The 12,931-nt window shown below is 30.0% G+C and carries 9 protein-coding genes; 7 read left to right on the forward strand and 2 right to left on the reverse strand.

The genetic code is table 11. The features are described 5' to 3' along the window. Positions 1-2: 2 nt before the first annotated feature. Positions 3-2,675: a pyruvate dehydrogenase (acetyl-transferring), homodimeric type gene (gene aceE, locus AC2TY9_RS12015; RefSeq protein WP_489777736.1), complete on the reverse strand. Its 2,673-nt coding sequence runs from the start codon at positions 2,673-2,675 to the stop codon at positions 3-5. A gap of 291 nt (positions 2,676-2,966) precedes the next feature. Between aceE and AC2TY9_RS12020 the strand changes: the two genes are divergently transcribed. Together AC2TY9_RS12020 and lipA are read left to right on the forward strand one after the other, a co-directional pair. Further along, on the forward strand, positions 2,967-3,707 hold the full coding sequence (locus tag AC2TY9_RS12020) for a lipoate--protein ligase family protein (protein WP_489777737.1): 741 nt from the start codon (positions 2,967-2,969) through the stop codon (positions 3,705-3,707). Next, positions 3,691-4,587 (forward strand): lipoyl synthase, encoded by an 897-nt coding sequence (gene lipA, locus AC2TY9_RS12025; RefSeq protein ID WP_489777739.1) that lies wholly within the window; start codon positions 3,691-3,693, stop codon positions 4,585-4,587. The genes AC2TY9_RS12020 and lipA overlap by 17 nt, the downstream gene beginning before the upstream one ends. A gap of 9 nt (positions 4,588-4,596) precedes the next feature. Here the strand turns inward: lipA and AC2TY9_RS12030 are convergent, their stop codons facing one another. Next, positions 4,597-5,406, reverse strand: coding sequence for an IclR family transcriptional regulator (locus tag AC2TY9_RS12030; RefSeq protein WP_489777740.1), 810 nt, complete (start codon positions 5,404-5,406; stop codon positions 4,597-4,599). A gap of 291 nt (positions 5,407-5,697) precedes the next feature. On the opposite strand from AC2TY9_RS12030, the gene AC2TY9_RS12035 reads away from it, so the two are divergent. The 5 genes from AC2TY9_RS12035 to AC2TY9_RS12055 all read left to right on the forward strand — a co-directional run bounded on the left by AC2TY9_RS12035 (position 5,698) and on the right by AC2TY9_RS12055 (position 12,674). Beyond that, positions 5,698-6,831, forward strand: coding sequence for an HpcH/HpaI aldolase/citrate lyase family protein (locus tag AC2TY9_RS12035; protein ID WP_489777741.1), 1,134 nt, complete (start codon positions 5,698-5,700; stop codon positions 6,829-6,831). A 16-nt stretch (positions 6,832-6,847) separates the two neighbouring features. Next, positions 6,848-9,367, forward strand: a complete 2,520-nt coding sequence (locus AC2TY9_RS12040; protein WP_489777742.1) for an aldolase/citrate lyase family protein — start codon at positions 6,848-6,850, stop codon at positions 9,365-9,367. 9 nt (positions 9,368-9,376) lie between these two features. Continuing rightward, entirely contained in the window at positions 9,377-10,450 is a 1,074-nt protein-coding gene (locus AC2TY9_RS12045) for a MaoC family dehydratase (RefSeq protein ID WP_489777744.1), read from the forward strand. Positions 10,451-10,556: 106 nt separating this feature from the next. Next, positions 10,557-11,540, forward strand: coding sequence for an HpcH/HpaI aldolase/citrate lyase family protein (locus AC2TY9_RS12050; RefSeq protein WP_489777745.1), 984 nt, complete (start codon positions 10,557-10,559; stop codon positions 11,538-11,540). Positions 11,541-11,825: 285 nt separating this feature from the next. Beyond that, positions 11,826-12,674 (forward strand): DUF5718 family protein, encoded by an 849-nt coding sequence (locus tag AC2TY9_RS12055; protein ID WP_489777746.1) that lies wholly within the window; start codon positions 11,826-11,828, stop codon positions 12,672-12,674. The last annotated feature ends 257 nt before the right edge of the window (positions 12,675-12,931 follow it).

Raw genomic sequence — 12,931 nt, forward strand, 5'->3', positions numbered from 1 at the left:
CCTTATAATTTCACTGGATTAGTTTTTGATGCATCAATACCATATTTAGTCATTGCATCTTTAACCACTGACTTATCTATTTTTCCAGCGTCAGCAAGTTGTGCTAAAGTTGTAAATACAACAAAATCAGTATCAACTTCAAAGAATTTTCTTAAATTTGCTCTTGAATCAGATCTACCAAAACCATCAGTACCTAATGCTTTAAAAGAACCTTTTACAAATGGTGCAATTTGTTCTGAATATGCTTTCATATAATCTGTAGTTGAGATGATAATATTTTCTTCATCTGATCCTAGAACTTGATCAACATATGCAATCTCATCTTCGCCATCTACATTTAATAAATTGTTTCTTTCAACATCTTGTGCTTGTCTAGTTAATTCATTATAAGAAGTAACAGAATAAATCTCAGTTGCAATTCCATATTCATCAGCTAAAACATCAGCTGCAGCTAATACTTGTTGGAAAATTGAACCAGAACCTAATAATTTAACTTTATGGTTATTTTTAGCTTCAACAGTTTTATATTTATAAATACCTTTTAAGATACCTTCTTCTACACCTTCTGGCATAGCTGGTTGTTGATAGTTTTCATTTAATGTTGTAATATAATAGAAAATATCTTCTTGATTCTCACCATACATTCTTTCAATACCATTTTGAACCACTACTGCAACTTCATATCCAAATGTTGGGTCATAAGTTACACAGTTAGGAACTGTATTAGCAATAATATGTGAGTGACCATCTTCATGTTGTAAACCTTCACCATTTAATGTAGTTCTACCTGAAGTACCACCTACTAAGAAACCTCTTGCCATTTGATCTCCCGCTGCCCAAGTAATATCACCTGTTCTTTGGAATCCAAACATTGAGTAGAAAATATAAAATGGAATCATTGGACAATCATTTACAGAATAAGAAGTTGCTGCTGCAATCCAAGAACCCATAGCTCCAAGTTCATTAATACCTTCTTGAAGTACTTGACCTTTTTTATCCTCTTTATAGTATGCTACTTGATCTCTATCTTGAGGAATATATTGTTGACCTTCAGAAGAATAAATACCTAATTGTCTAAACATACCTTCCATACCAAATGTTCTAGCTTCATCTGGAACAATTGGAACAATTCTTTTTCCAAGTTTTTTATCTTTTACTAATACATTTAAAATTCTTACAAATGCCATCGTAGTAGAAATTTCTCTTTCTCCACTACCATCTAATACAGGTTTGAATTTTTCTAATGCTGGAATTTCTAATTTTTCAGTAAACTTAGGTCTTCTTTGTGGAAGTGCTCCACCTAATTCTTCTCTTCTAGCTTTCATATATTTATATTCTTCAGAATCTTCTGGGAATGTATAATATGGATATTTTTCTAGCTCTTCATCTGTTACAGGAATTCTAAATCTATCTCTAAATTTTCTTAATGAGTCAGTATCAACTTTTTTAACACCGTGAGCGATATTTTTACCTTCTGCAGCTTCACCCATTCCGTAACCTTTTACAGTTTTTGCTAAAATTACAGTTGGTCTATCTTTAGTTTCATTTGCTGCTTTATATGCTGCATATACTTTTAATGGATCGTGTCCACCTCTATTTAGTGCGAAAATTTCAGCATCAGACATATTTTCAACTAATTTAGCAGTTTCAGGGTATTTATTAAAGAAGTGTTCTCTTGTGTAAGCTCCACCTTTTTGTTTAAAGTTTTGGTACTCACCATCAACAGTTTCTTCCATAAGTTTAAGAAGCTTACCAGATTTATCTTTTTTAAGTAAAGCATCCCAATGTCTACCCCAAATAACTTTAAGAACTCTCCATCCATTACCTCTAAAATTACCTTCAAGTTCTTGAATAATTTTTCCATTTCCTCTTACAGGTCCATCAAGTCTTTGTAGGTTACAGTTAATAACAAATACTAAGTTATCCAATTCTTCACGCCCTGCAAGTCCAATTGCTCCTAATGATTCTGGTTCGTCACACTCACCATCACCCATATAGCAATATACTTTTTGTTCAGAACAATCTTTGATTCCTCTATCTGTTAAATATTTTAAGAATCTTGCTTGATAAATTGCTTGAATAGGTCCAAGTCCCATAGAAACAGTTGGGAATTGCCAATAATTAGGCATAAGTTTTGGGTGTGGATATGAAGACAAACCATCTTCTAAAGCTTCTTGTCTAAAATTATCCATTTGAGATTCAGTAATTCTTCCTTCAACAAAACTTCTTGCGTAAATACCTGGAGCAATATGTCCTTGATAAAAAATTAAATCTCCACCATCTTTTTCATTTGGTGCTCTAAAAAAGTGATTAAATCCTACATCATATAAAGTCGCAGAAGATTGGAAAGATGCAATATGACCACCTAACTCTAGGTTCTTTTTTGAACCCCTTTGAACCATAATAGCAGCATTCCATCTTATTGCAGATCTTATTTTTCTTTCAATATCTCTGTCGCCTGGCATTTTTGGTTCATTATCAACATCAATACTATTTAAATATGCAGTCGTAGCTTTAAATGGTAAATAAGTACCACTTCTTCTAGCTTTATCGATTAATTGCTCTAAAAGATAGTGAGCTCTCTTAGGACCCTCTTTCTCTAAAACTGCATCTAGGGCATCAATCCACTCCAGTGTTTCTTCTGGATCAATGTCGTTTAAGTTTATTTCTGACATTCATACTTCCTTACTTAATTTTTTCTTAATTTTTAACATAATTTTCACTTTAAAGATTGAACATATGTTCATTATGTAAAAATTATGTATCAATTCGCACCATAAATCCGAATTCTGAACATATGGTACTTATCTTATTTTAATGTAAACTGAATCTAAAATTTTAATATATTTTTTAAGATATCTTATATATAAATGAAATTATAATGAAAAAAACGTGACGAAACTTTACTATTTACTAAAAATTGTTTTAGTTTTTTTTGAATTTTAATTAAAGGTAGATTATACATTTTGTTTAATAAAAAGACATTTAGGCTAATTGTATCAAAACAAGGTTCTTCAAAAGAAAATATGGCAACAGATGAATCATTGTTAAAAAATTTTGAGAATGATGATTTGCCAATATTAAGATTATATACTTGGGATGAAAATAGTTCAACCATTGGGATTTCCCAAAATATCGAATCTTACGATTTCCTAGAAAATCAAAAAGAAAAAGTTGCTAAAAGAATAACAGGTGGTGGAATTTTATTTCATGGCCATGATATTTCGTATTCTTTAATAATACCAACGCATATTTTATCAACACTAAGTATAAAAAAATCTTATGAATATATATGTCAATTTATACTGAATTTTTACAAAAATCTAGGCTTGGATGTTTGCTATGCTAAAGATAATGAAAAGATACAATTATCTAAAAGTGAGTTTTGTCAAGTTGGATTTGAAGCTTATGATATTCTTGTAAACGGTCAAAAAATTGGTGGAAATGCACAAAGAAGAACAAAAAAAGCAATATTTCAACATGGTTCAATTCCATTAGTTGATACAAAAAGTAACAGTTTTGATGAAAGATTTGGCATAAGTCTTGAAGATATTGGTATAAAATTAAATTCACATGATGCAATCAATCAAATTATTGAAGCATTTAGAACTACTTTTAATGTTACTTTAAAAGAAGAGAAACTAACAAAAAATGAAATAGATTTTAAAAATAACTTGTTAAAGGAAAAATATGACACAAGCAGTTAATCAATTTAAGAAAGTTGATTTTAAAAAACCTGAATGGTTAAGAAAAAAACTAGTTCCAACTGCACAAAAAGAGATGGAAGCTTTATTAGGAGAACATGGATTACATACAATTTGCCAAGAAGCTAAATGTCCTAATATTAGTGAATGTTTTGCAAAGAAAAATGCAACATTTATGATTTTAGGTGATTTATGTACTAGAAGATGTCATTATTGTAATGTAAAAACTGGAAATCCAAATGGTTACGTTAATCAAGAAGAAGTTGAAAAGATTACAATCTCAGTTCAAAAATTAGGATTGAAATTTGTAGTTATTACTAGTCCAGCAAGAGATGACTTAAAAGATGGCGGAGCAAATCACTTTTATGAAGTTACAAAGAATATATTAGAAAATACAAAAGATACTCAAGTTGAAATACTTATTCCTGACTTCCAAGCAGATGATGATTCTTTAAAAAAAGTTGTAGATTCAGGTGCTGTAATTATTGGACATAATATTGAAACAGTTCCATCAATGTATAAAATTAGAAAAGGTGCAACATATCAAAGATCACTAGATGTTTTACAAAGACTAAAAGAGCTTGGTGGTAATAAGATCAAAACAAAATCTGCACTTATGGTTGGTCTTGGAGAAACGGAAGAAGAGATGGTTCAAGTATTCAAAGACTTAAGAGCAGTAGGATGTGATTTTTTAAGTATTGGGCAATATTTAGCACCAAGTGGTGATTATGCAAAAGTAAAAGAGTTTGTTCACCCTGATCAATTTGATAGATATAAAAAATTAGCAAAAGAAGTAGGTTTTTCTTTTGTTCACTCAACACCATATGCTAGAAGCTCTTATCTAGCACACGAATATTTATCAAACAACAAAGGAAGTCTTTAAGACTTACCTTTAGTTGTAACTATTAACTAATTTAAAAATCCCTTGACCAAATTTGTGAAGTTTTTCATCTTCAAGTCTAACTGATAATCCAGAAATTCCAACTGCTCCTACAAACTTATTTTGTTTATCAAAATAAGGAACAGCAACAGATTTTAAACCAAACTCATATTCTTCCGTACCAATTGAATACCCTCTTTCACAAATTAAATCAATCTCTTTTTTTAATTTTGTGGTACAAGTTATTGTGTAAGATGTATATTTTTTTAACTCTAAAGAATCAATTTTTAATTCTGGGGAAAAAGCTATTAACACTTTACCAAAGGCATTTGCATGTAAAGGTGAATGTAAACCAATTGAATCTCTAGTTTTTAAAACCCTAGTTGACATATCAATCTGATTTAAATTTAAAGCTAAATTATTGTCTAATATATAAATATAAGCAGCTTCATTAGTTAAATGAAAAATCTGATCTAATAATGCAGCAGTTTTTTCTATAATTTTTTCTCTATCGTTTTTAAATACAATTTTTCTTAATATATCACTTAAAATAATCTCTTTAGAATCACCTTTGTATTCTATAAAATCTTCACTCATCAAAGTTGTAATTAATCTAGACATAGTACTTTTATCTATTTCAAGTTTTTGACACAAATTATTAGCAGTAACTGGTTTATTGGCTTTCATAATCTCTTTTAAGACATGAAGCCCTTTTTTAAAAGACTTATTTGGACTATTTTGCAATGTATCTCTTCTATTAATTTTTTTTGATTTTATCATTTTTTCAATAAATGTATAAGGAATTTTTCTCTTTTGAAACAAAAAAAAATATTTTGTTCCTAATTAACCTACAAAATTGTACAAATTTTGAAAAAAATTTTTTACATTATAAGAATTTTGAAAAAAATTTTCTCACATTGTGAAACTATCATATTCTCACTTTAAAAAAGCCCTATTTTATGGGATCCACAAAGATAATAAAATTTTACTTAAATTTTAAATTAGTTTTTAAAAGTATGATTCAGTTTATTTTATATATGGATTAATTCGTCTATCAGAAATTAATCTGAATAAGATTTTTAACAGAAATTATTAGGAAAAGAGGGAAAAATTATGAATTCATCTTTCGTAGATTTATCAAAATTAACTGCAAATGACGATTTATCACCTGTGCTAGGGGGAAAATGGCCAGGTATTCAAATTTATTATCCACCAATTAAGTTTAATCCACTTGATGGAACTTATGAAACTATGGAGCAAGCTAAGTATAGATTACAAAAACATGCATACAAAACAAAAGCTCATACAGTTTTATTTGACTTAGAAGATGGATGTAGACAAAAAGAGATGTCAAGGGAATTATTAATTCAAGAACTTCCAAAGTTTCCTGAAAGAGATTTTCAAATTGCTGTAAGAATTAATCCATTTAGAACAGCTGAATATGAAGAAGATTTAAAAATGTTAAAACAAATTCACAAATATATTGATGCAATTGTTTTAGCAAAAGCTGGTGAAGTATATGGAGCAGCTGAGATTAGAGATTTATCATCTTGGTTAATTTCAATTGGAGCAGATTTACAAATTCAACCAATTATTGAACACCCAAAATCACTTAAAATTGCTGATAAGTTAATGCAATTTTCAACTGTTCAACACTTAGTATTTGGTATCCATGACTTTTCAAAAGCTATGTCTTATAAAATAACTCCAGAGGGTTGGATTGATGAATTAGAAACATTTTTCAATATGCTTACTATGGAAGCTAGAATACAAGGTAAAGGTGTAATTGGTGGAGTTGAAGTTTTACTTACTCCAAATTCACTACCAGATTCTTGCGTTGAGAAAAAAGATATTAGAAGATGGTTAGACTTACATGGTGATGATGCATCTAGACATGTATATGCACATGCACAAAGAGAATATGCAATGGGATTAACAGGGAAACAAGTTATTACTCCTAATCATATCAATGTTTGTAAAGTTGCTTTTACTCCTTCTCCAAAAGAGATTGCAAAAGATGTAGATATTTTAAAAGCAGCTATTGAAACAGATGCTTTATTAAGTGGAGCTATTAGATATGAAGGTGAAATGTTAGATCCACCAATGTTTGGTAAATCATTACAAAACATCTTAAGAGCAAATGCACTTAATAGTTTAAGTAAAGAAGATCATGAGTTTGCTGTAACAGTATTAAATAAAATGCCATTACATACATTTAAAGAAAACTGGCCTTATGGTCAAATCTAATTAGGGAGTTGAAATTATGAGTTCAAATGTAAAAATTGAAGTACCTGAATTTTTAAATATTGGTGTAGCTTGTACATCAAGTCATTTAGGAACAGCAAAAGAAAATAGTACTGCAATGATCATTGAAGATGATAAACTTGGTACTGATGAGATTACATATAAAGAGTTATCAGAAAAATCAGACCAGGTTTGTAACTTCCTAACATCAATTGGAATTGGTGCAAGAGATAGAGTATTAGTTTGTTTAAAAAACTCTTTAGCATATCCAATATCATTTTTTGGTGCGATTAAAGCTGGAATTATTGCAGTACCAACGTCTACACTTTTAAGTGGTTCAGAAGTTAAATATCTTGCTGAAGATTCTCAAGCTAGTGCAATTGTTATGAGTGCAACTATGTTTGAAAATCTAGTTCCATATTTAGAAAATGTTGATAATCTAAAAACAATTATTGTTGCTGGTGTAAATAGTGTTGCAGATTATAAAGTACCAAAGGGTATGAAAGTATATGCTTTAAATGAAATTTTAGCAAATACTGATAAAACGCCTAATCATTACCCATCAAAATCTGGTGAGCCTGCATATTTAGTATATACATCAGGAACAACTGGTTATCCAAAGGGAGTATTACACTCTCATAGATCATTAGTTGGTAGAACTCCTGCAACTGAATATTGGTTTGATTTTAAAGAAAATGATAGAATCATGCACTCTGGTAAATTTAACTGGACTTATGTATTAGGTTCTGCACTAATGGATCCATTATTTAATGGTCATACTGTGATTGCATATGAAGGGGCAAACGATGCTTCAACATGGATTAATTTAATTAAGAAACACCAATGTACAATTTTTATTGGAGTTCCAACAATTTATAGACAAATCATCCAAAAAACTGATTTCTCGATCAAAGATTGTCCATCATTAAGATATTGTATGTCTGCTGGTGAACACTTATCTGACGAAATGTTAGGTTTATGGAGAGATAGATTTGATCAAGATATTTTTGAAGCAATTGGTATGTCTGAGTGTTCATATTATATTTCTCATTCTAAAAACAATCCAATTAGACCTGGAAGTGCAGGATTTATTCAACCAGGACATATTGTAAAATTAATTGATCCAGAAACTTTAGAAGAAGTTGGATTAGAAGAAGAAGGAATGATTTGTATCGGTGAAGATGATCCAGGTTTATTCTTAGAATATTGGCAATTAGAAGAAGAAACAGCTAAAGCTAGACATGACGGGTATTTCTTTACAGGTGATTATGCTAAAAGAGATAAAGATGGATATATCTGGTTTATTGGTAGAAAAGATGACATCATTAATACATTTGGATTTAGAGTATCTCCTCATGAAATTGAAAGAGTTGTAAAAACTCACGATTTAGTAGCTGATTGTGTTGCCTTTGGTCTTGATTTAGAAAAAGATAAAACTTTAGTTGCTATTGCTGTTATTGGACATGAAAATTTGACTGAAGAACAAGAGCAAGAGATTCTTGCATTTTCTCAAGCAAATCTTGCTAAGTATAAAGCTCCAAAAGTTATTTTTGGAATGAAAGATTATCCAAGAACTAAAAATGGAAAAGTATTAAGAAAGCAACTTGTAAAACAATTACATGAACAATATCATTCACAAGAAACAGGTGAAGAGATTATTGAATACAAAGCTAGAAGATCTATGATGTTTGTTCCAGCTTATAATAAAAAATATGTAAAAAAAGCAAAAACTGTTTTAGCAGACTCAGTTGCATTTGATATTGAAGCTATTTTACATGAACAAAAAGAGATTGCAAGAACTGTACTTAGAGAAGTTTATGCTGAAGAGGGACCAAAATTTGGTGAATCTGAAAGAGTTTTAAGAGTTAATAATATTGGAACTGAAGAATTAACAAAAGATTTAGAACTTGCACGTGAGATTGAGATTGATGCAATTTTATTTTCACAAATTGAAACAGTTGAGCAAGTTTTAGAAGCTGAAAAATTGTTAAATGAAGTAAACCCTGAGTTAACAATGATGGTAATGATTGAAACTCCATTAGCAATTTTAAATTCACCTGATATTTGTGAAGCTTCTAAAAAAACTGAAGTTATCGTTGTTGGTTCAAATAGTTTAGCAAATAGACTTCAAATTGATATTAAAAAAGGTTCTAAAGCTATGTTTAACTACCTAGCACGTATTGCATTATCTGCAAAAGCATATGGTAAAACTGTAATTGATGGACCACATAATGATGTACATGATGAGTTTGCTTGTGAAGATTCAACAAAAGATGCATTTAACTTAGGATTTGATGGTAAAGCATTAATCCATCCAGTTCAAGTTGAATATATCAATGATATCTTTACTCCAACTCAAAAAGAAGTTCAAGAGTTTGAAGAGATGATTTCTAAATACGAAGAAGCTGAAAAAGATGGTAAAGAGGTTATCCAATATAAAGATAAACTTGTTGATAAATGTAGAATTAAGTGGGCTAAGAAAATGATTACACTTTATGATACATATAAATCTTTAGGTCAAAACCTATTTGGAAAATAAGGAAAATAGATGTCTAAAATTAGTACAAAAATAAATATTGGTAACTTTTTTGAAGATTTTTCAATTGGGCAAAAGATTATCCACCCTCTTCCAAGAACAATAACCGAAGGTGAAGTATCTTTATACATCGCCTTCACTGGTTCTAGATTTGCTTTACATTCATCTGATGAATTAGCTCAAGAGATTGGATACAACGAAAGACCAGTTGATGATATTCTAATGTTCCATTTAACATTTGGTAAATCAGTTCAAGATATATCTTTAAATGCAATTGCAAATTTAGGTTATGCTGAAATCTCTTTTCCAAACCCTGTTTTTATTGGGGATACAGTTAGAATGGAATCAACTGTTATTGGATTAAAAGAGAATTCAAATGGTAAATCTGGAGTTGTTTATGTTCATTCAATTGGATATAACGAACTAAACAAAGAGGTATTAAATTTCAAAAGATGGGTTATGGTTCATAAAAAGGACAAAACTACAACAACTGGGATTAAAGAGATACCAACTTTTGAAGAGTCAACTCCTATTGATGATGATATCAATATCCCTGAGATTGATATGGTTGATACTAATGCAACAGGTGGAGAGTATTTCTTTGAAGATTATGAAATTGGAGAAAGACTTAATCATCCTGAAGGTATAACAATTGATGATAGTGACCATACACTAGCAACTAAGTTGTATCAAAACAATGCAAAAGTTCACTTTAACGACCATATGATGAAATCTACTCCTATGGGAGAAAGATTGATGTATGGTGGAATTGTTATCTCAATTGCTAGAGCAATCTCTTTTAATGGTTTACAAAATGCTCAATGGGTTTATGCAATTAACTCAGGTGCTCATTGTAATCCGACATATGCAGGTGATACAATCTATGCATATACTGAGATTATTGATGTAATTGACCATAAAAGAGATGATTTAGGATTATTAAGATTAAGAACAGTTGCAATTAAAAACCAAGCATCTTCTGAAATTGAAAATCCAAAAGGTGAAGATGGTAAGTACTTAAAAAATGTAGTACTTGATTTAGATTACACTGTAATCGTTCCAAAGAAAAAGACTAAGAAGCAATAGACTTTATAAGGCAATTCATTGCCTTCTTTAGGGTTTTCTCAATGAGAGCTCTAAAGAAGAAATAAAAATATAAAAAATAAATTTAATTTAAAGAGAGGAAATTATTATGACACATCCAAACGAAGCATTATTTGAATCTGGTAAATCTTTACCAATTATCCCAACTTGTGAACACTTTGCAGGTAGTGAGAAGCTTATCAAAAAAGGTTTTGATATGCAAAGAAAACTAGGACCAGTATTTGATATTACTTGTGACTGCGAAGATGGAGCAGAGACTGGAAAAGAAGTAGAACATGCAGAGATGATAGTTAGAGTTGTAAACTCTGAAGATAATCCATATGCAATGGCTGGAACAAGAATCCACGATTTTTCACATCCAGATTGGAGACAAGATGTTGATATTTTAGTTCCAGGAGCTGGAGAAAAATTAGCATATATTACATTACCAAAATCTACTTCTTATGAAGATGTTAAAACTCAAATTGAGTATATTCAAGAAGTAGCTAAAAAATCTGGTATCACAAGAGAGATTCCAATTCATATCTTAATTGAAACTCATGGAGCTTTACAAGATGTTGAAAAAATCGCAACTTTACCATGGCTTCAAGTTTTAGACTTTGGTTTAATGGACTTTGTTTCTGGTTACCAAGGTGCAATCCCTGCATCTAATATGAGAAGTCCTGGTCAATTTGATCATAGATTAATTGGTGCAGCTAAAGCAAAAGTTTGTCAAGCAGCTATTCAAAACCATGTAATCCCTTGTCATAATGTTACACTTGACCTTAAAAATCCATACCAAACATATAAAGATGCGGAAAGAGCAAGAAATGAGTTTGGATTTATGAGAATGTGGTCAATTTACCCAACACAAGTACAAGCAATCGTTGATGCTATGAAACCAGACTTTACGGAATTAGCAGCGGCTCAAAATATTTTATTAGCAGCACAAGATTCTGAGTGGGGACCAATTCAGTATGATGGTGAATTACATGATAGAGCTACATATAGATATTTCTGGGAATTAGTTCAAAGAGCACATTTCTCTGGTGCAAAATTAATGGATGAAGTAAACACTAGATTTTTCTCTTAATATTTAAAATTAAGATTATGTTATAGATAAGAAGTTAAACTTCTTATCTATATTTATTAAAAGGATTTATAATGAAAAACTTAATTGTCACTGTCACAACAAAACTTGCTATTGCCCTTGGGCTCGTTGAAGTCAAGAAAGCAAAAGTAAAAAATTGTGAGAGTCGCTATACACGTCAAAGATAAAATAAAATAATCTAACGTAAACTAACCACAAACCTCACAATTTTAAATAATCACAATCAAAAAATTCACTGTTAAAAGAAAAAATATTAAAGGTAATAAAATGGAAAAAATATATATAGATTTAGAAGAATTAAAAGATTATTTAGGGTTTGGTGTTGCAGGAAACTTTGCAAATCATTTAGGAGAAGCTGGAGAAGCTGATGAATTTGCAGTTATACAAACAAAAGAAAAAGATGCTCCAAAGGGTATGTTCCCTTTTTATATTCCAGGTCATGAGTCATTTTTAGGTACATTTCCAATATGTGATGAGACTATCAAAACCCATGGAAGAGAAGAGGACAATTTACAAGTTGAAGCTGAAGTTGCATTAATATGTGACTTTATTTATGAAAATGAAAAAGTTGTTGATATTATTCCAAAATATTTTTCAGCTTTTAATGATTTTTCAATACGAGTACAAGATGGAAATAAATTAAGTACTAAAAAAAACTGGGGAAAAAATACAAAGGGTATCTCTAGAGATGCAATAAAAATTGATAATTTCACAGAAGAAGGAATATTAAATAGATACCATATTGCTTCTTTTATAAAAAGAAATGGTGTTGTTCATGATTATGGTACCACTTCTGCAGTTAATTCATATAGCTATTTTTTCACACAATTAAAAGATTGGATGATTGAAAAACTAAATACCCAAGATGATATGGGACCATTAGAAGAGTTAACACAATTTACAAAAAAAGCAAAAGATGCAAAAGGCTTATTAATTGCGGCTGGGGCAACAGCATATGCAGAATTTGGTAAAAAACACTTTTTAGAAAAAGATGATGAAATCTTTGTATACATATATGATGCACACTTTCATTCTTTTGATGATATGTACAATGATATGTGTGGGATGGATACTTTTTTAAGTAGATGTTCTAAATTACATCAAATTGTAGAGTAAGGCTAAATGCCTTACTTAACATGATAAAACATTTTATCATTTTGAAATAATTAGCTTTCAATTTCTTAAAACCATTATTCTTTTGCATTAATTTAACTTCACAATACTCTTTCACTTTGATAAAACATTTTGAAAAAAAGATAAAACTAGTCCATAATGGCTTAGATAAAGATTTTTTTCTTTTTTCAATTACGATATATCATTTTGAAATAAATAGAACTTATATATTTTAATTTCTTTATAAGAAAAAAGGATGT

This window comes from Arcobacter sp. ISO1 (genome assembly GCF_058105185.1).

What these genes read in the sequence shown, in the direction of transcription:
- AC2TY9_RS12040 (WP_489777742.1), top strand. Translation starts at nt 6,848, where the DNA reads ATGAGTTCAAATGTAAAAATTGAAGTACCTGAATTTTTAAATATTGGT.
- AC2TY9_RS12050 (WP_489777745.1), top strand. Translation starts at nt 10,557, where the DNA reads ATGACACATCCAAACGAAGCATTATTTGAATCTGGTAAATCTTTACCA.
- AC2TY9_RS12035 (WP_489777741.1), top strand. Translation starts at nt 5,698, where the DNA reads ATGAATTCATCTTTCGTAGATTTATCAAAATTAACTGCAAATGACGAT.
- lipA (WP_489777739.1), top strand. Translation starts at nt 3,691, where the DNA reads ATGACACAAGCAGTTAATCAATTTAAGAAAGTTGATTTTAAAAAACCT.
- AC2TY9_RS12055 (WP_489777746.1), top strand. Translation starts at nt 11,826, where the DNA reads ATGGAAAAAATATATATAGATTTAGAAGAATTAAAAGATTATTTAGGG.
- aceE (WP_489777736.1), bottom strand. Translation starts at nt 2,675, where the DNA reads ATGTCAGAAATAAACTTAAACGACATTGATCCAGAAGAAACACTGGAG.
- AC2TY9_RS12045 (WP_489777744.1), top strand. Translation starts at nt 9,377, where the DNA reads ATGTCTAAAATTAGTACAAAAATAAATATTGGTAACTTTTTTGAAGAT.